Origin of the sequence: Streptomyces sp. NPDC046925, from assembly GCF_040644915.1 — a bacterium.
Lineage (GTDB): Bacteria > Actinomycetota > Actinomycetes > Streptomycetales > Streptomycetaceae > Streptomyces.
The window spans coordinates 744548-768334 of sequence record NZ_JBEYWZ010000002.1 but is presented as its reverse complement, the minus strand read 5'-3'; the positions used below and the strand labels follow the sequence as shown (position 1 = coordinate 768334).

Annotated in this window: 16 protein-coding genes; 10 read left to right on the top strand and 6 right to left on the bottom strand. The window is 72.3% G+C overall.

Translation table 11 applies throughout. The features are described from left to right. The first annotated feature begins 167 nt into the window (after positions 1-167). The 4 genes from ABZ906_RS09805 (at position 168) to ABZ906_RS09790 (ending at position 7753) form a co-directional block, all read left to right on the top strand. Entirely contained in the window at positions 168-2543 is a 2376-nt protein-coding gene (locus tag ABZ906_RS09805; protein WP_361379752.1) for a collagenase, read from the top strand. 186 nt (positions 2544-2729) lie between these two features. Next, positions 2730-3626, top strand: a complete 897-nt coding sequence (locus tag ABZ906_RS09800) for an alpha/beta hydrolase (RefSeq protein WP_361379749.1) — start codon at positions 2730-2732, stop codon at positions 3624-3626. A gap of 182 nt (positions 3627-3808) precedes the next feature. Continuing rightward, complete coding sequence (locus ABZ906_RS09795) at positions 3809-6415, top strand: helix-turn-helix transcriptional regulator (protein WP_361379746.1); 2607 nt, start codon at positions 3809-3811, stop codon at positions 6413-6415. A 75-nt stretch (positions 6416-6490) separates the two neighbouring features. Next, on the top strand, positions 6491-7753 hold the full coding sequence (locus ABZ906_RS09790; protein ID WP_361379743.1) for a helix-turn-helix domain-containing protein: 1263 nt from the start codon (positions 6491-6493) through the stop codon (positions 7751-7753). A gap of 1307 nt (positions 7754-9060) precedes the next feature. On the opposite strand, the gene ABZ906_RS09785 is transcribed toward ABZ906_RS09790, so the two are convergent. The 4 genes from ABZ906_RS09785 to ABZ906_RS09770 form a co-directional block, all read right to left on the bottom strand. Next, the gene (locus tag ABZ906_RS09785) at positions 9061-10065 is read right to left on the bottom strand and encodes a nitroreductase family protein (protein WP_361379740.1); all 1005 of its coding nucleotides are present in this window, start codon (positions 10063-10065) and stop codon (positions 9061-9063) included. A 23-nt stretch (positions 10066-10088) separates the two neighbouring features. Beyond that, positions 10089-11246 carry a SagB/ThcOx family dehydrogenase gene (locus tag ABZ906_RS09780; RefSeq protein ID WP_361379737.1) on the bottom strand — a complete coding sequence of 386 codons (1158 nt, stop codon included), beginning with the start codon at positions 11244-11246 and terminating at the stop codon, positions 10089-10091. Between the two features lie 90 nt (positions 11247-11336). Continuing rightward, positions 11337-11471, bottom strand: coding sequence for a hypothetical protein (locus tag ABZ906_RS09775; protein WP_361182667.1), 135 nt, complete (start codon positions 11469-11471; stop codon positions 11337-11339). A gap of 45 nt (positions 11472-11516) precedes the next feature. Further along, on the bottom strand, positions 11517-12224 hold the full coding sequence (locus tag ABZ906_RS09770) for a hypothetical protein (protein ID WP_361379734.1): 708 nt from the start codon (positions 12222-12224) through the stop codon (positions 11517-11519). Positions 12225-12466: 242 nt separating this feature from the next. On the opposite strand from ABZ906_RS09770, the gene ABZ906_RS09765 reads away from it, so the two are divergent. Next, the gene (locus ABZ906_RS09765; protein ID WP_361379731.1) at positions 12467-15388 is read left to right on the top strand and encodes a BTAD domain-containing putative transcriptional regulator; all 2922 of its coding nucleotides are present in this window, start codon (positions 12467-12469) and stop codon (positions 15386-15388) included. Positions 15389-15452: 64 nt separating this feature from the next. On the opposite strand, the gene ABZ906_RS09760 is transcribed toward ABZ906_RS09765, so the two are convergent. Both ABZ906_RS09760 and ABZ906_RS09755 read right to left on the bottom strand, forming a co-directional pair. Further along, on the bottom strand, positions 15453-16898 hold the full coding sequence (locus ABZ906_RS09760; protein WP_361182663.1) for a glyceraldehyde-3-phosphate dehydrogenase: 1446 nt from the start codon (positions 16896-16898) through the stop codon (positions 15453-15455). 126 nt (positions 16899-17024) lie between these two features. Beyond that, complete coding sequence (locus ABZ906_RS09755) at positions 17025-18011, bottom strand: superoxide dismutase (protein WP_361379728.1); 987 nt, start codon at positions 18009-18011, stop codon at positions 17025-17027. 365 nt (positions 18012-18376) lie between these two features. Between ABZ906_RS09755 and ABZ906_RS09750 the strand changes: the two genes are divergently transcribed. The 5 genes from ABZ906_RS09750 to ABZ906_RS09730 all read left to right on the top strand — a co-directional run bounded on the left by ABZ906_RS09750 (position 18377) and on the right by ABZ906_RS09730 (position 23760). Continuing rightward, a complete protein-coding gene (locus tag ABZ906_RS09750) occupies positions 18377-19741 on the top strand; it encodes an FAD-dependent oxidoreductase (RefSeq protein ID WP_361379725.1) in 1365 nt (454 codons plus the stop codon). 220 nt (positions 19742-19961) lie between these two features. Further along, entirely contained in the window at positions 19962-20705 is a 744-nt protein-coding gene (locus ABZ906_RS09745) for a methyltransferase domain-containing protein (protein ID WP_361379722.1), read from the top strand. Between the two features lie 125 nt (positions 20706-20830). Continuing rightward, positions 20831-21937 carry an iron ABC transporter permease gene (locus tag ABZ906_RS09740; protein WP_361379719.1) on the top strand — a complete coding sequence of 369 codons (1107 nt, stop codon included), beginning with the start codon at positions 20831-20833 and terminating at the stop codon, positions 21935-21937. Next, the gene (locus ABZ906_RS09735) at positions 21938-22753 is read left to right on the top strand and encodes an ABC transporter ATP-binding protein (RefSeq protein WP_361379716.1); all 816 of its coding nucleotides are present in this window, start codon (positions 21938-21940) and stop codon (positions 22751-22753) included. It abuts the gene before it with no gap. Next, entirely contained in the window at positions 22750-23760 is a 1011-nt protein-coding gene (locus ABZ906_RS09730; protein ID WP_361379713.1) for an ABC transporter substrate-binding protein, read from the top strand. Before ABZ906_RS09735 ends, ABZ906_RS09730 begins: the two co-directional genes overlap by 4 nt. Positions 23761-23787 lie beyond the last annotated feature (27 nt).

Here is a 23787-nt window from a genome sequence, read left to right as displayed (position 1 = left end):
CGAAGGGGAGTTGTGAGTTGCCGACGTCTGAGGGGTTGTCAGTGCAATTTCACATTACTACGTTACGCATCACATGACGCAGGGCCTTGGTCCCGCAAGTGCCGGTGGCTGTACGGCAGTTGAGGCCAGAGGTCCGTCGCGTACCTCCCACACTCCAGGAGCCTGTCGTGCTTCAGCATCGAACCCTGCGCAGATCCGTGGTCGCCGCCGCGTTATCCGTGACCTTGTGCGCCACGGCCGCACCCGCCGCCCGCGCGGACGCCCCCGCTCCCGCCCGGCATCCGGCCACCGCCTCACCCGTTGCGCCGGGACCCGCCGCCACGCCGGGACCCGCCGCGCCGGGCCCCGGGGCGCCCGACCCGTACGACCGGGTCGACCGCCGTGCCGACGCCCCGAAGCCCGCCGCCCGGACGCTCCCGGCTCCCGGCGGACTCACCGGCGGCCGCGTCCCGGGCGCCCGTACGGACCAGAAGAAGGCCACGTCGGACGTGCCCCGTGCCACCGTCGGCAAGGTGTCGGTGCCGTGCACGCTCGACGGTGTCACCGGACTGTCGCCCGCGCAGTTCACCGCGTTCCTCGCCGACCCCGCCATCACCGCCGACGGCTGTCTGCGCGGTCTGATCTGGACCTGGGACAAGCGCCTGGCCCCGGTCATGTCGGCCGCGCACATCAAGGCCGTCTCGCAGCGCGCCACCCGGCTCGCCGCATCGCACGACGGCACCAACGCCGGCCACCTCCTGGAGATGTTCACCTACCTCCACGCCGTCTCCTACCAGGGCTTCTCGCACGCCGAGGTCGACATCACCGACCCGGCGACCCTCGCCGCCATGCGCGGAGCCGTGGACGCCTTCGGTACGGCTGCCCACGCCTTCGACGTCACCCGCTCCAACGCCGAGACACTCCGTGAGGCACTGACCGCGGCCAGCGCGACGGGGTTGCGACAGCACCAACTCCCTCTCGTCAAAAGGGTTCTGGCGACGATGGATGCCGCCCACCCCGACACCGCACGGGACACGAGCTGGGCCGGAGCCGCCCTCGCCGCGCTCACCGTGAACTACCTCGGCATCTACCCCGGCAACCAGGACAGCGCCTTCCGCGCCGCGGTGGCCGCCGACCCCGCCTACCGCGCCGTCTTCAAGGCGTTCGGCGGGTACGCCCATCTCAAGGGCGGGCCCAACGCGTGGGTGGCACGCGACGCGGTGAGCGAGTACGGGCGGATGGGTCAGATCGACTCCCTGCGCGGCGAGATCGTAGCCGGGCTCGGCCCGCTCCTGGACACCACCGCCCGCACCTTCGGAGACGGCAGCGCCCCATGGGCCAAGGCCGTCACCTGGCTGATCGAGTTCGACGCCTGCAAGCCGTACCAGGTGTGCAGGGACGACATCGAGCGCCGCCTCTTCCCGCAGACCTACGCCTATGACGAGGGCGGCATGAAGGTCCGCACCGCGCTCGAACGCGGCACCGTCGACCAGCTCTACTACGCGAGCAAGCAGGTGAAGGCCCAGTTCCACCGGGTCGTCGGGACACAGGAACCGCTCGGCGGCGACCCCAACACCACCCTGACCACCGTCCTGTACGCCTCGCGCGCCGACTACGAGAACTACCACCCGCTGCTCACCGGCATGGGCACCGACAACGGCGGCGTCTACATCGAGAAGGGCGCGACCTTCTACACCTACCAGCGGCGCGTCCCCCAAGACTCCTCGCTGACACTGGAGGAGCTGTTCCGCCACGAGTACACGCACTACCTCAACGGCCGCTGGGCGGTACCCGGCTTCTTCGGCGAGGGCCGCTGGTACGAGGGCGACCGCACGACCGCGATGGACGAGGGCACCGCGGAGTTCTTCGACGGTGCCACCCGTGACGACGGCATCAAGGTCCGCAAGTCCCTCGTCCAGGGCATCATCGACGACACCGCGGGCGGCGGGCCGCGCATGAGCGTCGACCAGCTGCTGCACGCCACCTACGACGGGGACGGCTTCCGCTTCTACGACTACGCGGGCACGTTCTTCGAGTTCCTGTGGACCGAACGCCCGGCGCTGCTCAAGGAGATGTACCGCCACCTGCGCGCCGACGATCCGGCAGCGTTCGACGCCTGGCGCGACCGCCTGGGCCGGGACGCCGGGCTGCAGCGCGCGTACGACGCCTTCCTCGACCGGCAGATCGCGCACGTCGACGAGCTGTTCGTCCCCGACACTACGTACGTGCCCGTCGACCGGCTGCGCGACAGTACCGCGGGCCAGGTCCGCTCCTCGTTCGCCGCCACGACCGGCATCACCCCCGACTGCCGCTCCACCGGCGCACCGGGGCGCCCGCGGTTCGTGTGCGCCGGACGGATCACCGCGAACCTCGGCGACGCGGCCAGCCCCGACCAGGTCTTCAAGGACATGTCCGAGACCGTCGACGCCTACATCCTCGACCGGGCCGCGGGCGGCGACAACAACCTCACCGACATGAACTGCGCCTTCGGCGAGGTGGACATCTGGACCAACGGACGCGCCGGAACATCGGACTACCTGTGTGAAGGGCCGCTGCGCGGCTGACACCGCCGTGCGGGCGACAGCCTGACACCCCCGTGCGGGCGACATCCGCGCGACACCGGTGATTTCGCCGATGTCGACACCCCGTCAACAGCGCCACGGTGGGGACCGCCAACGAACACGGCGGTCTCCACCGGGGCGTATCTCCTTCCTCCTGTGTGGCCCCGCCACAACAGAGAGGACCCCTCCGTGCGCCTGCACGTCTTCTCCCGCCCCGTGGTGCGGGCGGCCCTGGCCGCCGCGGTCGCCACCGCCGGCCTCCTCGGCACGGGTCTCGCGCCCGGCGCCCAGGCCGCCGCCGACAACCCCTACGAGCGCGGGCCCGCACCCTCCGACTCCAGCATCGAGGCCTCGCGCGGTTCCTACGCCGTCTCGCAGACCAGCGTCTCGTCGCTGAGCGTGTCCGGCTTCGGCGGCGGCACGATCTACTACCCGACGTCCACCGCCGACGGCACCTTCGGCGCGGTCGTCATCTCGCCGGGCTTCACCGCCTACCAGTCGAGCATCGCCTGGCTCGGGCCGCGCCTCGCCTCGCAGGGCTTCGTGGTGTTCACCATCGACACCAACACCACGCTCGACCAGCCCGACAGCCGTGGACGTCAACTCCTGTCCGCGCTGGACTACTTGACGAAGACCAGCTCGGTGCGCGGCCGCATCGACGCCTCCCGCCTGGGCGTGATGGGGCACTCGATGGGCGGCGGCGGCACCCTGGAAGCCGCCAAGAGCCGTACGTCCCTGAAGGCGGCGATCCCGCTGACAGGCTGGAACACCGACAAGACCTGGCCCGAGCTGAAGACGCCGACCCTGGTCGTCGGCGCGGACGGCGACACCGTCGCCCCCGTCGCCAGCCACTCGGAGCCGTTCTACGAGTCGCTGCCCGGCTCCCTGGACAAGGCATACCTGGAGCTCAACGGCGCCACCCACTTCACGCCGAACTCGTCCAACACGACGATCGCGAAGTACAGCATTTCCTGGCTGAAGCGGTTCATCGACAACGACACCCGCTACGAGCAGTTCCTCTGCCCGCTGCCGCGACCGAGCCTCACGATCGAGGAGTACCGGGGCAACTGCCCGCACAACTCCTGATCCTGACGCTCCGTCACTGGGGGGCGTCCGTCCGCCACCGGGCAGCCGGCGGCGGACGGACGCGCGTGCCCCGCATGCCCGCTTGTGCCGGTGCACATCGGGATGCGGCGGCCGTTGGGGCCGTGCCCAGCCCTGCGGACGCGGGCCTTCCGGGCCGTGTTACGCGGAAGTAACGTGCGAGCGTGACCCCTTCGACGACCGTACCCGGCGCGCTGCGGCCCCCCGAGCTCCACGGCCGCCGCGAGGAGATCGCCGCCGTGGAATCCCTGGTGGAGGGCGCGCGAGCCGGTCGCGGCGGCGTGCTCGTCCTGACCGCGCAGCCCGGCCTCGGCCGTACCGCCCTCGTGGAGCACGCGCGGGCGGTCTGCGCCCCGATCCCCTCCACGCGGCCGACCGCCCCGGCGGCGCTGCCGCAGGACGGCCCGCTCCTCGTCTGCGTCGACGACGCGCACACCTGGCACCCCGCGGACCGGGCCGCCCTCCTGGCGGACCTGCGCCGCCTGCCCGCCGAGAAGCCCGTGGCCGTGCTGCTCACCCTCGCCGAACACCACGCCGGGACAAGCGAGTCGTACGGTCTGGCCACCCTGCGCCTGCGCCCCCTGGACGACAGTGCGGCCGCCGCCCTGCTCGACGGGCTCACCCGGGGCGCCACCGACCCCGTCGTCGCCGCCTGGCTGATCCGCGAAGCCGCGGGCAACCCCCGCCTGCTCTGCGCCCTCGTCGCGGCCCTCACCCCCGACCAGCTGGCCGGACGCACCCCGCTGCCCGATCCGCTGCCCGGCGGAGAAGACCTCCTGGACGCCTACGCCGCCCGCATCGAGGCGCTGCCCGCCGACGCCCGCACCCTGCTGCTGCTCGCCGCGGCGGCCGGGGAACACGAGCCCGACGGCGCGGGCGCCGATCTGGCCCTGCTGCTGCGGGCCGGCGGTGACCCCGCGGGCCTGGCACCCGCCGAAGCCGCCGGAGCGGTGGTCGGAGCGGGCGGACGCCTCCACTTCACCCACCCGCTGCTGCGCCGCGCCGTACTGCGCCGCACCCCGCTCGCCCGCCGCAGAGCCACCCACGCCCGTCTCGCCGAGGCCTGCCGCGACCGCCTCTCGCGCCTGGTCCAACTCGCCTGCGCGGCAGGGGATCACGACGCGCGCCTTGCCGGGGCCCTCGCCGCGGCGGCCACCGCACCCCGCCCTCATGCCGAGCGTTCCGCGGCCCTGGCGCGCGCCGCGGCCCTCACCGCCGACACGACACTGCGCACCGACCGTCTCGCCGAAGCGGCGGAGGCATCCCGCCTCGCGGGAGACCCCGTACGGGCCCGCGCCCTGCTCGCCCGCACCGCCGCCGTCCCCGCCCACGGAGGCGTGCACCGGGTGCGCGGCCTGCTGTCCCTCGCCGACGGTCCCGCCGCCGACGCCAGAGAGGCGCTGCTCACCGCCGCCGTCCTGCTGCCGCCCGAACCGGCCCGCCACGCGCTGATCGGCGCGGCGGAGGCGGCCTGGGCGATGGGCGACGCCGCTGCCTACCAGGAGGCGATGGCGCGATTACCCGCCTGCGCCGACGACCCGTCCCTGGACGCCTACCGCGCCGGGATGTGCGCGGTCCTCGCGGGCCGCACCGCCGAAGGCCACACCCTGCTGCGCCGCTGCCTGGACGACGTGGCCACGGCGAGCGAGCCCGCCGGACTGCTGCGGGCCGGATCCGCCGCCCTGGTCGTCGGCGAGGTCGAGACGGCCTGTGCGGCGGGCGCCCGCGCGCTCGCCGCCGTGCGCGCCTACGGCCCCGAGGTCCTGCTGCCGCGCGCCCTGGAACACCTGGCCTACGGCGAACTGCGCGCGGGCCGGCACACCAGGGCCAGGGCGCACGCCCTCGAAGGGCTCGGGGCCGCGCACCGCACCGGGCAGCCCAACGTCGCGGTCTGCCTGCACGCGGTCCTCGCGCTCGCCGCGTCCGTGGAGGGCGACGCGGAGGCCTGCGCGGCGCACGCGGCAGCCGCGGCGGACGGGGCGGGACCGCACGGGCTGACCCAGGCCGCCACGCTCGCCGTCTGGGCCGTCGCCCGGGCGGACCTCGCCGCGGGGCGTCCCGGAGACGCGGCCGCCCGGCTCGCCCCTCTGGTCGCTCCGGGGCCGCGGGGCGGGCACTTCGCCGTACGGAAGCTGGCCGTGCCCTGCTTCGTCGAAGCGGCCGTCCAGACCGGACGCACGGCGGAGGCGCAGGCCGCCACGGCGGAATTCGCCCGCTGGGTCGACGCCACCGCCGACCGGCAGGCACCGGCCCAACTGGCCCGCTGCCGCGCCCTGCTCGCCCCGCCGCAGCACACGGACGCCGCGTACGAGAACGCACTCGCCCACCACGACCGCTCGCCCGGCGAGTTCGAACGCGCCCGTACGCAGCTGCTGTACGGCCAGTGGCTGCGCCGCAGACGCCGCACCCGCGAGGCCCGCGGCCCCCTGCGGGACGCGCTGGTGGGCTTCGAGCGGTGCGGGGCGCGCGCCTGGGCGGAGCGCAGCCGAGGCGAACTGCGCGCCGCGGGCGAGGCGGTGGCGGGGGACCCGGGACCCGGCCCGCTCGCGGCGCTGACCCCGCAGCAGCAGCGCATCGCCCGGCAGGTGGCCGAGGGCGCCACCAACCGAGAGGTGGCGGTCCACCTCTCGGTCAGTCCCCGCACCGTCGACCACCACCTGCGCAATGTGTTCGCCGCGCTGGGCGTACGCTCCCGCGTCGAGCTGTCGCGACTGCTCGCCGGGGAGGGGGAGTTGCCGGACCGTGATGTGGAGATTGCCGCACAGCTCTAGGTACCGACTGGGCGGTATGCCATTCTTCGGGCGTCAGGAAGATCCTGCTGTGCGCACATTCCCCGGGGAGGCCCCATGCCACACGTCCTGCGGTCACGGGTCGGACCCCTGCACGAAGTGCCCGTCATCACCCCGCTCGCGCCGGGCTCGCGCTCTCTTCTCGACGCCGAGGCCGTCGCCGTCCTGCACCGCGCGGCCCGCGCCCTGCTGAGAGACCTGCCCGCGATGACCGACCGGCTCGTCGCGACCCTGCGCGAGCAGGAGCCCGCCTACCGCACGGACATCGAGTACCGCCCCACCGAGGTGTGGCAGGAGGTCCACCGCTCCCTGCGCTGCAGCGTCACCTCGCTCCTCCAGCCGGGCCAGACCAGGGAGGCCGCCCACCGCACGTCCGTGCAGATCGCCGGGGCGCGCGCCGAACGGGGCCTGCCGCTCGACGCGCTGCTGCACGCCTTCCGGCTCGGCGGGGCGATGGTGTGGCAGGGCCTGGTCGAAGAGGTCTCGCGCGGCAACCCCGACGACATGCGGCTGCTCATCCATGTCGCCACGGACGTGTGGAACTTCGTCGACGAGCACTGCCGGGTGGTCGCCGACGCCTACCGCCGCACCGAGCGCCGCATGGCCTGGCAGCACGAGAACCGACTGCGTCTCCTGACCGCGAGCCTCCTCGACGGAAGCGCCCGTCTCACCGACCTGCCCACCGCCGCCGACGTCCTGGGGCTGCCCGAGGACGGGTGGTACGCCGTGATCGCCCTCGACGGCGACGACACCCGCCTCACCCTGCCGACCGGGACACGGACGCTGCGCCACTCTGCTTCCGGAGTCCAGTACGCCCTGGTGCTGCTCGGCGACGCCGACGGCGACCCGGCGGCCGAACTGTCCGCGCTCGGCGCCGCTCTGGCCCTGCCGCCGGGCGCCCGGGCCGGCATCGGCTCACCCGTGGAGTCCCTGGCCGCCGTCCCGCACGCCCGCCGCCTCGCCGACACGGCGCTGCGTGCCTGTCCCCGCAGCGGCGGCACCGTCCTGCTGGACGAACGCCTGCCCGACGCCCTCGTCGTCTCGTCCCCCGAACTCGCGGAAGCGCTCGCCGAGCGCGTCCTGGGCCCGCTGCACTCCCTCGACCCCGCCGACCGGGATCTCCTCCTGGACACCCTCGTGGTCTGGCTGGAGACCGACGGCTCCGCACAGCGCGCGGGCACCCGCCTCTACTGCCACCGCAACACCGTCCTCAACCGGCTGCGCCGCGTGGAGCAGCTGACCGGCCGCAGCCTCACCCGGGTAGGCGACCTGGTGGAGATCTCGCTGGCCCTGGGGGCCCGGCGGCTGCTCGGAGGGTGAGCGGCGGCCGGGCGCGGCCCAGACGTCCGGCAGCAGAGCGGCCCGGATCCCGCCCGCCGACACCAGAAGCAGCCGCGCGTCGGAAGCCGCCGCCCCCGAGGTGCGCTTGAGCGCGTCCAGCGCGTGCAGGGACTCGACATACCCCTGCGCGTAGGCCCGGTTCGCCTCCAGGAGCTGGTGCCCGGCCGGGATGTCGCGGAACAGCGCGGGCGACGCGGCGGCGACACGGCGCACGACATCCCGCGCGGCCCCGGCGCCGAGCCGTGCGCGTACGTCGGCCACGACGACCGGCAGCAGACGCTTCACCCGGAACCACAGGGAGATCTCGGCGAGGCCGGGCCGTTCCTCGGCGACCTGCTGCTCGGCGATCATCGCCCAGCCCTCCAGGGCGCTCATGTCCCCGAGGACCGCTGCCGCCCCGCCGAACCGCAGCCGGGCGTGCCCGGCGTGCAGGGCGTGGCCCGGGAACGCCTCATGCGCCAGGAGCAGCAGCAGGGCGAGACGGTCGCGGGCGGTGGCCTCGCGCGCCGTGGGCACCTGCGGTCCGAGGTATACGACTCCGCCGCGATCACCGGGCCGGAACAGGGCGACCGGCACCAGATCGGCCATCGGGCCGCGGGCCCGGCGCACCTCGGGCGGCTCGAACCCAGCCGGGAGTCCCGACGACCCGGCGGTCAGCAGGTGCAGGAGAGCGGACGGCTCGTGCCCGGCCAGGTCGTGTGCCAGGGCGGCTGCCTCACCGGCGTACCTACGGCGGGCCGTGGCGTGCTCGGCGGCGGCTTCGAGGAGCAGTTCGCCCATGGCCCGGTGGGTCTCGGCGGGCGGCGCCGTGCAGTGGTCGGGTACGGCTTGCCGGGGGAGGGTCGCCGGTGTCCGGAGCAGGGGGTGCGTGGGCGGTGCGGCCGCTCTCAGCGCGCGGACATGCCGTCGGCACTCCTCCGCGTACCAGGGCCGCTCGGCCGCCAGTGCCCGGGTCTGCGCGCAGGCTTCGGCGAGCGTCGCCCCGCGCTGCCCGAGCCGTCGCAGCCACCGGTCCTGGCCGTGGAGCCAGTCGCCCAACTGCCGCGCCACGGCCCCGTCCCAGGCGGTCGGCGCGGCGCGGAGCACGGGGGAGAGGCGTGCGGACAGGGCATGCAACTCCGTCCGGCTCACCTCCCCGTCCCAGGGCCGGCCCCAGTCCGGTTCCGCGCCCCGGAGCCAGGCCGCCGACGGGCGCGTGCGGCACAACCACCGCGCCGCGTCGGCGAGCACCCCGGCCAGCATCGGATCAAGGCCGGGGAAGGAACCGGGCCGTGCGCTCACCCGGGTCAGCCCGTACTGAGGGAGTACATGATCTGGTGGCGCGCGTCGGAGAGGCCCAGGAACGCGTTGCCCTGCGAGTCCCGTGCGGCGGGGCTGATGTGGGTCGACTTGCGCAGCGCGGTGGCGCTGAACAGGAGATAGCCCATGGCGTGCGCCGCGTCCAGCCACAGGTGGCGCAGCGCCCGCTCGTGGCGGTAACGCCACTGGTAGCGCTCGAAGTCGGCGGCCAGGATCACGGTCGCCGCGGCCGACAGGGGCGCAGGCTGGCCCACCAGGATCGCCGACATCCGCCGACGAAGGGCGTCGGGGTCCGGTCGTCCTGGCAGGGGACTCAGTCCGTCCGCGGCCACGTCGTAGCGGTAGACGCCGGGAAACAGGCCGTCCACCGCGTAGGCGACGACATAGACGTCCAGCGCGCTGCCGAAGCTGGTCAGGAGCGCCAAGGGGTCCTCGGCGGCCGTGGCCTGGTGGGCCAGGGAGTCGCGCACCTGGGCGCAGCCGGTGAACAGGATCCAGCCCAGCTCGGCCGCCGAGAAGGGCCGTCGCCGGGGCCGGGGCACCGAGCGTCTGGCGGCCAGGGCGCCTCCTACGTCGAGCTGCGGGGAGACCTCCCGGTGATCGAGGTGCAGCGTCGGAGCGTCGGTGTGCGGTGGCCGCGGCGGATCACCGTCGGCCAGGTAGGCGTCGAGGACCCGGCGCCGGATGTCGCCGTCCGGATCGTCCACGTCCGCGTACTCGGATCGCCGCGAGAACAGGTAATAGGGCGCGCACCAGCTCCAGTTGCGCTCGATCCACAGGTCGAAGCCCCCGTCGTCGTCCGGCTCCGGTGCCTCGTCCGGCTCTGGTGCATCCCCCGACTCGCCGATCAGATCGCCGAGTTCGGCGCGGCGCGGCCCGTCGTAGACGTACTCCAGGGCGGCCGTCGTGGACAGGGCGAACTTCCTGGTGCTGCCCGGCCGCACCAGTTCGAGGCGCCGGGCGTTGTTCTCCTGCGCCGGAAGAGCGCGCACGTATTGCAGGCTGACCATGGCGTTCACTGCCTTTCGGACGAGGGAGGTGCGGGGACCGCGCGGCCGTCTCCCAGGGCTACCGAGAGCAGCGGGGCTTCTTCGCCCGGCGCGAGGCGCAGGACATCACCGATGACGGCGTCGTCGATGCCGTGCTGCCCGAAGACGGAGATGCCCGTGGCCCGCCCGACGATTTCCGCGGTGGTGAGCAGGTGTCCGACGTCCATGAACAGGGTGCGGAACGTGCGCGGTTCGCGATAGCGGTACATGTTGCGGCCGAACACGCTGGTCATCACCAGCACGGCGCGCACGGGGAACGGCGCCCGCAGCGCCCCGAACAGCGCGCGCCGCGAGCGCCCGGTGTCCGGCTCGGCGACCTTGCACAGCTCGTCGTCGCCGCACGAGTAGTGGTACCAGCCCGCGTCGAGCCCCGGCACGTCGAAGACGCACACGTAACCCTCCGAGGGATGGCGCGCCCCGCCCGACGGGCTGGTGCGCCGGATGAAGGGGGCCGTGCCCGGCCCGCCGCCCTTGCTCTCCAGGATGCCGAACACGACCGACATCAGCCGCAGCAAGGCTTCCGCGTCCAGCGTGCTCGCGCGCCGGGGCGCTCCGCTCAGCTCGTCGAGACCGGCGCTCAGGGTCGGCAGGATGTCGGTGACCCGCGGCGCCCGCAGCCCGTCCGCCGCACCCTGGTCCGCGGGCTTGTACCGCCTGCCGTCGAACTCGGCCTCACGGTAGGCGCGCATGAGGGCGCGGTCCTGCGTCCAGCCGTCGGCGCTGTAGTCGTGGAAGGGGTAGTCGAAGGTCATCAGGTGGTGATCGGCGGCCTCGGCCCAGCCGTAGGCGCGCCATTGGGCAAGCAGCTCGTCCACCCAGCGGCTCTGCTCCGAGGGGTCCGCCGCCACCAGGATCTCCTGGTCCAGGAGCGTCCTGAACGTCTTGGCCAGTTCGTCACGCCCCGCGTCCGCGTAGTCGGCGACGGCGTGGACCGCGTCCGCCAGGGTGGTCGGGCCCGCGGCGAGTACGCACAGCGCCACGGCGTGCCTGCCGATGGCCAGCCGGCGTTTGGTCACCAGATCGACCGCGAGCCATTGCCGGTTGCCGAAGGAGTCCGGCGGCAGCAGCCGCACGGCGGGACTGAGCCGGTAGCGTCCGTCGGTCTTCAGGTCTGCGGTGTGCACTCCTCGTGTCCCCTCACATGCCGCCGGATGCACCGGCGCGGGGACACAGCAGCCCCGCGCCGGCACGACTCAGGCGTTTTCTCGGTGGGTTCAGCCCATGTCGGGGCGGTACTGGATCAAGGCCGCGGCAGCGTCCTCGACCTCGGTCACCGCGAAGTCGTCGATGTCGGGTACCGCGGTGTGCGCCTCGGTCTCTTCCGGCTGGGGAGCGTTCTCTTCGCCCATACGTCCATTCCTTTCTCGGTGTTCTTTCTGCATCCCGCCGACGGCTCAGGCCTCCGGCGGAAACTCGACGTCGCCGCTGCGTCCGGTCGTGTTCTTCGCGGCACGGAATCCGAAGCTGAGCAGGACGATCTCCTCGCCGCCGGTCACCGGAGTCCGTCCGTGCGGCGCGAACACCCCGTCGAAGACCAGGATTTCCCGCTCGGCGAGGTCCACGAAGCGGCGGCGGCCGCCCTCCAGGAAGACGGTCCGGCTGCCCGCGCCTCCGTCGCCGCAGGGCTTGCGGTGCAGACACAGGAGGAGGGTGATGTCGCCGTAGCGCTCGTCGTCCAGGTGCAGTTCGAGGGCGCTGCCGTCGAACAGGTAGCCCAGGTAGGTCGACGCGTGGGGCGGCCGTAGCGCAACCCCGGTCACCGACTCGACATAGCGCGCCAGATCCACCGTGCGGACCAGTTCGAGTGCCAGCGGGCCGAACTTGGCGTTGACCTTGCCGTTGTTGTGCTCGGGGTCCGTGCGGATTCCCTCGCGCGCCTCCGCGAGCAGGGCGGCGCGCCGCTCGGGGGTGAACCACGACGGCCGGTCGGTGCGCGGCCGGTCGGTCAGCCGCCGGTGCGCGAACCGTGCGGCGGCCTCGTCGACGCGGCGGCCCACCGCGGTATCCGGCTCCGGCAGCGCCGTGACGGTGACGGTCCTGCGGAACCACCGTGTCCATGCGAGCGTGGCCGATACTTCCTCGGCATCGTGCAGCGCACTCATCCTCCCCATTGCCTCCCCGCGACCCCGCGGCCGCCGATGTCGCTGACGGGACAAACGGTGCGCCGCCGCGCTGTCACGCCGGTCACTCGCCGGTCACGCGCAGCTCGGGGCAACGTCATCCGCGTGGGTCACCGGAATGTGGGGAGATCGCGACGACCCCCGCCCGGCGGTCACGGTGTGCGATACCTTCGTCACGTTGCGCTGATATGGCGTGCTCGGGGTGGGTGTGGACGGGGGGCTCGATGAGCTGGGAATTCGGGTTGCTGGGGCCGGTCGAAGTGGTGTGGGACGGTGTCGTCGTGCCGATCCCGGCCACCAAGCAACGCATCGTGCTCGCCACCCTGCTGCTCGACGCGGGGCGCGTCGTCCCGCTGGATGCCCTCGTGGACCGGCTGTGGGACGAGGACCCGCCGGGCGGCGCCCGCAACACCCTGCAGAACCACGTGCTCAGGCTGCGCCGCGCCCTCGGCGGCGCGGCAGGTCCCGGCCCGGTGCGGACCCATCCGCGCGGGTACGCGATCGAGGTGGCCGACGGCGAACTCGATCTGCGGCGCTTCGACCTGCTGATGCGCCGCGCCAAGTCGGCACTGTCGGTGCACGACGCGGAAGGTGCCTCCGCGCTGCTGGCAGAGGCCCTCGGGCTGTGGCGCGGACGACCGCTCAGCGACGTGCCGTCGGCGGCGCTGCAGCGCGATGTCGTGCCCGCCCTGCTCGAACGGCGTCTGGTGGCCCTGGAACTGCGGGTGGGCGCCGACCTCGTACTGGGCAGGCATACGGAACTCCTGCCGGAGCTGGCCGAGTTGACCTGCTCGCATCCTCTTCAGGAGCCGTTCTGGGCGCAGCGGATGCTGGCCCTGCACCGCGCGGGGCGCCAGGGCGAGGCGCTGCACTGCTATCGCACGGTCAGGGCGCTGCTCGCGGAGGAGCTCGGCGTGGATCCGGGCGCCGAACTGCGCGAGCTGCACCGCAGGATGCTGGCCGACGACCCCGCGCTCGCCTGGTCGGGCACCGGCGCGCGGGCCGCCACCGTCCGTGACGAGGCTCCGGCCGCCTCGCCGCTCTCGGAGCGTGGCGGCGGGCTGCCGGCCGAGACGACCTCGTTCGTCGGGCGGGGCCGGGAGCGGATCGAGGCCGGGCGGCTGCTCGACGTCGCGCGCCTTGTCACCCTGACGGGCGTGGGCGGGGTGGGCAAGACCCGTCTGGCGCTGCGGGTGGCCGCCGACGCGGCGGGCTCCTGCCCCGACGGGGTGTGGACGGTGGACCTGGCCCCGCTCACCGACCCCCGGCTCTTGGACCGGGCCGTGTGCGAGGCCCTGGGGTTCCAGGACCAGTCCGCGCTGCCTGGCAGGGAAGTCCTCGTACGGCGCCTGCGGGACATGCGCACCCTGTTGGTCCTGGACAACTGCGAGCACGTCGTGACCGCCGTCGCCGACCTGGTCCACACGCTGCTGCGCGCGGCCCCCGGTCTGCGGGTCCTTGCCACCAGCCGGCATCTCCTGCACGTGCAGGGCGAACACGTGCTGCCGCTGGCGCCGCTGCCCCCGGACGAGGCCCTGCGGCTGCTGTCCGACCGGGCGGCGGCATCGGCCCCCGGTGTGCGGGTCGCCGAGGCGGGCGGCGGCGCGGCCCGTCAGCTGTGCCGCCGACTGGACGGCATTCCGCTGGCCATCGAACTGGCGGCGATCCGCCTCGCCACGTTCTCGGCGGAGGAGATCCTGGAACGGCTCGACGACCGCTTCCAGTTCCTGGCCGACACCGACACCGGCACCCGCGGCGCTCCGGGGGCGCCGCACACCCCCGCCTCGCGCTACGTCCGTACGCTGCGCGGCGTCGTCGACTGGAGCCACGACCTGTGCACGGAACCGGAACAGGTCCTGTGGGCCCGCCTGTCCGTCTTCTCCGGCGACTTCGGACTCGAAGCGGCGGAGACGGTCTGCTCGGGCGACGGGATCGACCGCGAGCAACTCGTACGCCTTCTGTCGGGATTGGTCGACAAGTCGATCCTGAGCATGGGCAGCCGGGAGAGGCGCACCCGGTACAGGCTCCTGGAGACCATCCGCCAGTACGGAGGGCGCAGGCTGCGGGCCCTGGGACAGGAGACGGTCCTGCGGCGCCGGCACCTGGACTACTACCGCACCATGGCGGCCACGACGGCCGCACAGTGGTGCAGCCCCCTGGAGGTCGACTGGCTGACCGCTCTGCGCCGCGAACTGCCCAACATCCGGGCCGCGCTGGACTTCAGCGCCACCCAGCCCGGTGAGGCGGGGGCAGGCCTCGAGATCACGGTGAACCTCACCCGTACCCGCTTCTGGTTCTTCAGCAGCACGCTCGGCGAGGGGCGCCACTGGTTCGAGCGCACGCTGGCACCGGTCCTGCCCGCCGCCGTCGCGGACCCCGCCCTGGTCGGAGCGATGACGCTGCGGGCGTGGGTGGCGATGTGCCAGGGCGAACAGGACACCGCGCGCACGTATCTGACGGCCTGTCATCGCCTGGCGGGGCGGATTCCCGGCAGTGAGCCGCTGCCTTCGGTGCTGTTCATCCAGGGCGCCGACGCCATACTGATCCGCGGCTGCCCCACGTCGATCGCGCTGTTCGACCGGGCCCGCCGCAGGATGCGGGAGGCCGGACTCACCGGCGACGCCCATATGGCGACCATGCTCTGGGCGATGGCCTGCACGTTCTTCGGGGAACGGGACGCGGCGTTCGAGGCCTGCGAGGAGTACGTGGCCGACGGCCGGGCGCGCGGCGGCTCCTGGGCCTGTTCGTGGACGCGGTGGGTGCACGGGCTGACCGAACTCCTGCACGGCGATCCGTACGACGCGGTCCGTCTGATCCGCGAGAGCCTGGTTCCCCAGTGGGACATCGACGACCGCTGGGGTCCCGTGTGGGGCGTGGAATCCCTCGCCTGGGCCGCCGAAGCGACGGACGAACCCGACTACGCCGCCCAACTCCTGGGCGCGGCGGCCCAGTTGCGGCGCACGACCGGCGTCGCTCTTGACGGCCTCGTACCCCTGCACGACGTACACGCGCGGACGGTCATGAGGGTGCGCCGGGCGCTGGGGGAGAACGCCTACGTCGCCGCCTTCGCCCGGGGGACCGTCGCGGGCGCCGCGGACGTGCCCGGCCTTGTCCTGCGGCAGCGGGTGCCGGACCGGCAGGGATAAGAGGATGGGGCCGTGCCCGGATGCGGATATCCGGGCGCGGCCCCCTCCTGTGATGCTGCCGAGGTCAGGCCACCGGCACCGGGTAGGTCGGGTACTCCACCCCGGAGACGTGCTGGACGACGCGGATCACCTGGCACGAGTAGCCGAACTCGTTGTCGTACCAGAGGTAGAGGATCGCGTTGTCGCCGTCGACCTTGGTGGCGCCCGCGTCGACGATCGAGGCGTGCCGCGAGCCGACGAAGTCCATGGAAACGGCGTCGGGAGCGGTCGTGAAGTCGATCTGGCGCTTCAGCGGCGAGTGCAGCGAGACGTCGCGGAGGTGGTCGAGGACCTCCTCGCGGGTGGTCTCGCGGCCCAGGCGCAGGCTCAGGATGGCGATCGAGACGTCCGGGACGGGGACGCGGATCGAGCTGCCGGTGATGGGCGCCTTGAGGTCGGGCAGCGCCTTGGCGACGGCCGAGGCGGCACCCGTCTCGGTGATGACCATGTTGAGCGGCGCGGAGCGGCCGCGGCGGTCGGCCTTGTGGAAGTTGTCCAGGAGGTTCTGGTCGTTGGTGAACGAGTGGACGGTCTCCACGTGGCCGCGCAGCACGCCGTACTCGTCGGCCATCGCCTTGAGAGGCGGGACGATCGCGTTGGTGGTGCAGGAGGCGCAGGACAGGATCTGCTCGTCCGGCTTGATCGTGTCGTGGTTGACGCCGTGCACGATGTTCGGGACGTCGCCCTTGCCCGGCGCGGTCAGGACGACCTTGTCGATACCGGGGCGCAGGTGCTGGGAGAGGCCCTCGCGGTCGCGCCACCTGCCGGTGTTGTCGATGAGGATGGCGTCCTTGATGCCGTACGCCGTGTAGTCGACCTCGGAGGGGTCGTTGGCGTAGATCACCTTGATCACGTTGCCGTTGGCGACGATCGTGTTGTTCGCCTCGTCGACGGTGATCGTGCCCTGGAACTGGCCGTGGATGGAGTCACGGCGCAGCAGTGAGGCACGCTTGACGATGTCCTGCTCACCGCCCTTGCGGACGACGACGGCGCGCAGCCGCAGACCGTTGCCGGAACCGGCCTTCTCGATCAGCAGGCGGGCGACGAGACGGCCGATGCGGCCGAAGCCGTAGAGGACGACGTCGCGTCCCTCGCGGCTCTCGATCTTGTTCTCGCCCGTGGCGCCGGCGACGGCCTCGGCGGTGAACTCCGCCACCGACAGGCCCCGGTCGTCGGCCCGGAAGGACTCGGCGAGCAGGCCGATGTCGATCTGCGAGGGGCCGAGGTCGAGCGTGGTGAGGGCCTGGAGGAACGGCAGCGTCTCGGTGACGGAGAGCTCCGCACCGGCTATCTGACGGGCGAATCGGTGGGTCTTCAGGAGGCTGACCACCGACTTGTTCACCAAGGAGCGGCTGTGGAGCAGGACGGTGACGTCCCGCTCCCGGTGCAGCTTCCCGATGATCGGGATCATCGACTCCGCGATCTCCTCGCGGTTCTTCCAGTTGGTGAACGAGTCGTCATTGACAGTCACAGGTTTATCTTTCGAGCTAGGCGGCGCTCATATGCTAACCCGGCGCCACTTTGATCTTTCAATCGGTGCCGACCGACGCCGTCCGGCCTGGAATCCAAGGGGCGCGGTGCTCAGGGTTCACAGGGGTCATAGGGGTACGGCGACGGCGTTGAACGTCGTCGTGGGCTCCTGCGGGCTGGTGAAGCGGGCGTTGACGAGATAGAGGCGATCGCGCCGGCGGGCGGCGGTGGTGGGGACGTCGAAGCGGGGGTCGGTGATGGTGCGGCGCAGGGTGGCGGTCGTGGACGTGGCGTCGAGGTGGAAGACGCTGATCTTGTTGAGCCGGTTCTGGACGACGTACAGGGTGCGGCCGATGCGCAGGAGTCCGTCGCCGTTGGCCACGTCGCCCGCGCCGACCAGGGTGATCTCCGTGGCGTGCCCGGTCTTGAGGGGGATGCGGTAGAGCTTGCCCGGCGTGCTCCTGACGACGATCAGGGCCCGGCCGTCGGGGGTGCCGACGATGCCGTTGGCGTTGATCGCGTCCGGCGTCTGCTCCCAGTCGCCGCCGAGGGGTAGCGCGCGCACCGAGCCTCTGCGGCCGCGCGGCACGCCGTACAGCACGCTGTCGCGGGAGTCGGTGAACCAGGCGCGGTCGCCGAGCAGCGTGACGTCGTTGATGAAGTGGGCGGGAGTCGCCTCCGTCAGCCGGTAGGTGTGCACCAGCTTGCCGCTGCGGGTGTCCAGGACGCGTGCGACCCCGGTGTTCCCGGCGATGTAGAGCAGGCCGTCGTCGTCGATCTTCAGGCCGACCGCCACCGTGCCCGCGGCGCCCTCGTGGACGATCCGGCCCCGGCCGGTGCGCAGGTCGGTGCGGTAGACGGCGCCGTTGGCGCGCGATCCCATGTAGGCGTACGGCTGGTTCCCGATGGTGATTCCCTCGGGCAGGAAGCCGTCGGGCAGCGGGAACTCGGTCGGCCAGGCGGCGGCCTGCGGGTGCCGCGCGGCAGTGGCGGCGGCGGCCGTTCCCGCTCCGGCCGTTCCCGCGCCCGTCGCCGCGGCGAGGGCCGTGACGGCGGCGCCGCCGAGGACGGTGCGGCGGGAGGGCTTGGAGTGATTTCGGTGACTACGGTTCATGGTTCCGGGCCTCCGTGAAGAGCGGAAGATGAGCGGGGTGGCAGTCGACCGACTCGGGTGCACGGGCGCTGTGGAAGTCGACCGACTCAGGTGCACGGGGTGGCTCAGTGGTGGCTCAGGCCCAACTCGTCGGAGAGTCGGGTGAGTTGACAACGCGGCGCCACCGGCCCGAGTTCCCCGGTGTCCCGCCCGCACCTCCGGGTGCCGGGAGGCACAGTGCCGCCCGGCCCGTCTCAAACCCTGCCTACGTGATCCCATAAGCTGGGCTTATGAGGTCATAGGTCAAGCCCGGGTACTAACTTAGGATTGCCTTAGTTTAGGCTTCCCCAAGAGCCCCACGTCTTCGCTCGAAGGGAAACCTGATCATGTCTCGCCCTCTGCGGGTAGCTGTTGTCGGAGCCGGTCCGGCCGGCATCTACGCCGCCGACGCGCTGCTGAAATCCGCAGTGGCCGTCGAGCCCGGTGTGTCGATCGACCTCTTCGAGCGGATGCCCGCGCCGTTCGGTCTCATCCGCTACGGCGTCGCCCCCGACCACCCCCGGATCAAGGGCATCGTCACGGCCCTGCACCAGGTCCTCGACAAGCCGCAGATCCGCTTCTTCGGCAACGTCGACTACCCCCGGGACATCGACCTCGACGACCTGCGCTCCTTCTACGACGCGGTGATCTTCTCCACCGGCGCGACGGCCGACCGGGCGCTCGACATCCCCGGCATCGACCTCGACGGCTCGTACGGCGCGGCGGACTTCGTCTCCTGGTACGACGGGCACCCGGACGTGCCGCGCACCTGGCCGCTGGAGGCGGAGAAGGTCGCCGTCCTCGGCGTGGGCAACGTGGCGCTGGACGTGGCGCGCATCCTTGCCAAGACCGCGGAAGAGCTCCTGCCGACCGAGATCCCGGCCAACGTCCACGAGGGGCTCAAGGCGAACAAGGCCCTCGAGGTGCACGTCTTCGGGCGCCGCGGACCCGCGCAGGCCAAGTTCAGCCCGATGGAGCTGCGCGAGCTCGACCACTCCCCGAACATCGAGGTCATCGTCGACCCCGAGGACATCGACTACGACGACGGCTCGATCGCCACCCGGCGCGGCAACAAGCAGGCCGACATGGTCGCCAAGACGCTGGAGAACTGGGCCATCCGCGACGCCGGCGACCGGCCGCACAAGCTCTTCCTGCACTTCTTCGAGTCGCCGACCGAGATCCTCGGCGAGGACGGCAAGGTCACCGGCCTGCGCACCGAGCGCACCGCCCTGGACGGCACCGGCAACGTCAAGGGCACCGGCGAGTTCAAGGACTGGGACCTGGGCGCCGTCTACCGCGCCGTGGGCTACCTCTCCGACGAGCTGCCCAAGCTGCCCTGGGACGTCGCATCGGGCACGGTGCCGGACAAGGGCGGCCGGGTCATCGAGGAGACCGGCGAGCACCTGCAGTCCACGTACGTCACCGGCTGGATCCGCCGCGGCCCCGTCGGCCTGATCGGTCACACCAAGGGCGACGCCAACGAGACGGTCGCCAGCCTCCTGGACGACTTCGCCAACGACCGTCTGCACGCGCCCACGGCCCCCGAGCCGGAGGCCGTCAACGCCTACCTCGGCGAGCAGAACATCCGCTTCACCACCTGGGAGGGCTGGTACCGCCTCGACGCCGCGGAGAAGGCTCTGGGCGTGGCCGCGGAGCGCGAGCGCGTGAAGATCGTCGAGCGCGAGGACATGCTCAAGGCGAGCGGCGCCTAGCCGCCACCGCCGGGCGGCAAGTCCGGCACCCGTACACCTACACCTCACGCCGGGCTCCCTTCGGGAAGCGCCCGGCGTGAGGTGTATTCATGGCTGCCCGTCGATCGTGCCGCACCTCGCCGGCCGGAACCGGCCGGGAACCAGAAGAGAACCGCAGCCGACCACTGGTGAGCGCGTCCCGGATGTTCCGGGCGGCTCACCGGATCGAGGTTGCTGCGGCATGCACTGGTACGAGGACGACGGATTCTGGTCCGACTTCTCCGAGACGATGTTCTCCGAGCGGCGGCGAGCGGAGACGGAGGACGTCGTCGCCGAATCGCCGCTGCTCGCGTTCCCCGCGGGCAGCCGCGTCCTCGATCTGTGCTGCGGGCCCGGCCTCTATCTGGTGCCGCTGGTGCGCCGCGGCTACGAGGTCACGGGGGTGGACCTCAGCCCCGAGCTGCTGAAGCGGGCGCGGGCCGTGTGTGAGGACGCCGCCGTCGACGTCCGTCTGATCCGGGCGGACATGCTCACCCACGTCGAGCCGGAGTCGTACGACGTGGTGCTCAACGTCTTCACCTCCTTCGGCTACTTCGACGACCCGCGGGACAACTTCCGGGTGCTGCGCAACGCCCGTGAATCGCTGGCCCCCGGTGGGCAGTTGCTCGTCGACGTGATGGGCAAAGAGGTGCTCGCGGGCTGGATCGGCCGTCCCCAAATCGTCGAACTCGACGGCGCCTACGTCGTGCAGCGCGACACCGTCCTGGACAGCTGGACGCGGCTGCGCACCGACTGGACGCTCGTGCGCGACGGCATCGCGCGCGAGGCCTCCATCACCTCCTTCCTCTACAGCGCGGCCGAGTTGCGCGGCCTCTTCGAAGACGCCGGGTTCACGGACGTCGAGTGCTTCGGCGGCTTTGACGGCGCGCCCTACGACCACCACTCGAAGCGCCTGATCGTGCGCGGGACCAAGCCCGGACGGTGACCGGGCAGTTCGTCAATCTCGATCTGCGGGAACTCGGCGGCCACGCCCGCCGACTACTGGATCGTGCCGCCGCCGCGTGGGAGCGGCCGCGTTGATGCGAACTGCCGAACGGGCGAAGGGACTTCATGACCGAGGCCACAACAAGGGCCGCCTCCCCTCCCGAGGCGGCGCCGCGCGAGCCGACCGCGGGCAAGGCAGGCCGCGGCCGACTCGTGACCACGCTGACCGTCCTCTCCGTGACCCTGGTGATCTCGGTACTGGCGGGAATCGCGCTCGGACCGACCGTCGTGCCGCCCGGCGACGTCGTACGCTTCCTGACCGCCGCCCTCACCGGCGGCAGCATCGGCGCGGACGAGGTCAGCGGCTACTCCATCGTCTGGCACGTGCGCACCCCGCGGGTACTGCTTGCGGCCGTGGTGGGGGCGGGGCTCGCGGTCGTGGGCGTTGCCATCCAGGCGCTGGTGCGCAACGCGCTAGCAGACCCGTTCGTCCTCGGTATCTCCTCCGGCGCGTCCGTCGGGGCCACCGCGGTCGTGGTGTTCGGGATCTTCGCCGGCCTGGGTGTCTACGCTTTGTCCGCCGCCGCGTTCCTCGGGGCGCTGGGGGCCACCGTCCTGGTGTATCTGGCCGCGCGCGGGCCGCTGGGCCTGACGCCGCTCAGGCTCGTGCTCACCGGGGTCGCGCTGGCGTACGGGTTCCAGGCCCTGATGAGCGTGCTCGTCTTCCTCTCCCCGAACGGGCAGGCCGCGCGCACGGTGCTGTTCTGGCTGCTCGGCAGTCTCGGCTCGGCGTCCTGGGAGTCGCTGCCCCTGGCGGCCGGAGCCGTCCTGGTCACGGTCGTGGTGCTGCTGCGCCAGAGCCGGTCCCTGGACGTGCTTTCGCTGGGGGACGAGACCGCGGCCAGCCTGGGCGTGGACGCGGAGGCCCTGCGGCGGCGTCTCTTCCTCCTCACGGCGGCCGTCACCGGCCTGATCGTCGCGGTGAGCGGCGCGATCGGCTTCGTCGGGCTCGTCCTGCCGCACGTCGTACGCATCCTCGTCGGCTCGACGCACCGCCGGGTCCTCGCCGTCGCACCGCTTGCCGGAGCCTGCTTCCTGGTCTGGGTCGACCTCGTCGCCCGTACGGCCTTCGCTCCCGAGGAGCTGCCGCTCGGGGTGATCACCGCGCTGATCGGCGTACCGGTGTTCATCGCGCTGATGCGCCGCCGCGGCTACCTGTTCGGAGGGCGCTAGATGACCCTCGTACTGCGGGAGTTGTCCGTCGAGGCGGCGGGGCGGGCCTTGGTCGACCGGTTGAGCATCGCGGTGGACGCCGGCCGGATCGTCGGACTCGTCGGCCCCAACGGCAGCGGCAAGTCCACCGCCCTGCGCTGCGTCTACCGGGCGCTGAAACCGACCTCGGGAGCGGTACTCCTGGACGGCGCCGACCTGACATCCCTCACCCTGCGCGACAGCGCCCGCTCCATCGCCGCCCTCACCCAGGAGAGCCACACCGAACTCGACTTCACCGTCGAAGAGGTCGTGGCCCTGGGCCGCGCCCCGCACGCCCGCGGCAACCAGCCCCTCACCGCACGCGAACGCGCCCTGTGCCGACAGGCGATGGACCGCCTCGACGTCACCCACCTCGCGGAGCGCAGCGTGCTCACCCTCTCCGGCGGCGAGCGCCAGCGCGTGCTCGTGGCGCGCGCCCTCGTCCAGGAACCCCGCGTCCTGGTCCTCGACGAGCCCACCAACCACCTGGACATCCGCCACCAGGTCGAGCTCCTGTCCTTCCTGCGCGGATCGGGCCTCACCGTGCTCACCGCCCTGCACGACCTCCACCTGGCGGCCGCCGCCTGCGACAGCATCGCCGTCCTCAGCTCCGGCTCCCTGGTCGCCACGGGCAGCCCGGCCGAGGTCCTGACCCCCGAGCTGATCCGCAAGGTGTTCGGCGTCGACGCCACGATCGTGCACCACCCGCGCACCGGCACGCCCCAACTCGTCTACGACCTCGCCCCCACCCGCGCCCCGGCACCCGCCGACGCCCTGTCAGAAGGACCGCACTCATGATCCGACCACCGCTGCCCCGCGCCCTGGCGGCCGCCGCGCTGCTGACGACGACCGGACTCCTGGCCACCGGCTGCGGCGCCGAGGTCGAACCGGCGGCGAAGAACGAGACGCGGACGGTCACCGTCTCCAACTGCGGCAAGGACGTCACGTACACCCGCCCGAAGCGTCCGGTGGCCTACGACGTCAGCGGCGCCGAGAAGATGTTCTCCCTCGGCCTCGCCGACCGGATGCGCGGCTACGTCATGAACAAGCTCGGCGACCCCTCCATCAAGGGCTCGCCCTGGCGCAAGGACTACACCGGCGTGGAGCGCCTGGGCACCGAGCGCATCACCCGCGAGATTGTCGTCGACGCCAAGGCCGACTTCGTCCTCGCCGGCTGGAACTCCGGCTTCAGCGAAGAGCGCGGCATCACGCCCGCCCTCCTGGAGAAGGTCGGGTCCGCCAGCTATCTGCACACCGAGACCTGCTGGGACTACGGCGACAAGAGCGTCGACGTCACGCCCCTGGAGGCGCTCTACACGGACCTGGACAACCTGGGCCGGATCTTCGGCGTCGAGAAGCGGGCCGACACAGTCGTCACCGACCTCAAGAGCCGTGTCACCGCCCTGAAGAAGACCTGGCCCGAGAAGGGCGACCCGGCCAAGGTCTTCGTCTACGACTCGGGCACCGACCAGCCCTTCACCGCCGGACGCCATGCCGCACCGAACGACATCATCGAAGCGGCCGGTGCCACCAACGTCTTCGACGGCCTCGACAAGGGCTGGACGACCGTGGGCTGGGAGCCCGTGATCAAGGCGAAACCCGAGGTCATCGTCATCATCGACTACGCCGACCAGCCCGCCGCCGACAAGATCGCCTACCTGAAGTCGCGGTCCGGCCTGAAGTCGGTCCCGGCCGTCAAGGAGAACCGCTTCTTCGTCATGTCCTACGGCGACGCCGTCAGCGGCCCGCGCAACGTCAAGGGCGCCGAGCGCCTGGGCGGCTACCTCCGGTCGGTCGGGCGGTGACCCCCCTGCGCACGGCGGCAGCCCCCG

Excerpts from the sequence above, each read along its gene's own strand:
- ABZ906_RS09790 (WP_361379743.1), top strand. The coding sequence starts at position 6,491 with ATGCCACACGTCCTGCGGTCACGGGTCGGACCCCTGCACGAAGTGCCC.
- ABZ906_RS09775 (WP_361182667.1), bottom strand. The coding sequence starts at position 11,471 with ATGGGCGAAGAGAACGCTCCCCAGCCGGAAGAGACCGAGGCGCACACC.
- ABZ906_RS09770 (WP_361379734.1), bottom strand. The coding sequence starts at position 12,224 with ATGAGTGCGCTGCACGATGCCGAGGAAGTATCGGCCACGCTCGCATGG.
- ABZ906_RS09765 (WP_361379731.1), top strand. The coding sequence starts at position 12,467 with ATGAGCTGGGAATTCGGGTTGCTGGGGCCGGTCGAAGTGGTGTGGGAC.
- ABZ906_RS09755 (WP_361379728.1), bottom strand. The coding sequence starts at position 18,011 with ATGAACCGTAGTCACCGAAATCACTCCAAGCCCTCCCGCCGCACCGTC.
- ABZ906_RS09750 (WP_361379725.1), top strand. The coding sequence starts at position 18,377 with ATGTCTCGCCCTCTGCGGGTAGCTGTTGTCGGAGCCGGTCCGGCCGGC.
- ABZ906_RS09745 (WP_361379722.1), top strand. The coding sequence starts at position 19,962 with ATGCACTGGTACGAGGACGACGGATTCTGGTCCGACTTCTCCGAGACG.
- ABZ906_RS09740 (WP_361379719.1), top strand. The coding sequence starts at position 20,831 with ATGACCGAGGCCACAACAAGGGCCGCCTCCCCTCCCGAGGCGGCGCCG.
- ABZ906_RS09735 (WP_361379716.1), top strand. The coding sequence starts at position 21,938 with ATGACCCTCGTACTGCGGGAGTTGTCCGTCGAGGCGGCGGGGCGGGCC.
- ABZ906_RS09730 (WP_361379713.1), top strand. The coding sequence starts at position 22,750 with ATGATCCGACCACCGCTGCCCCGCGCCCTGGCGGCCGCCGCGCTGCTG.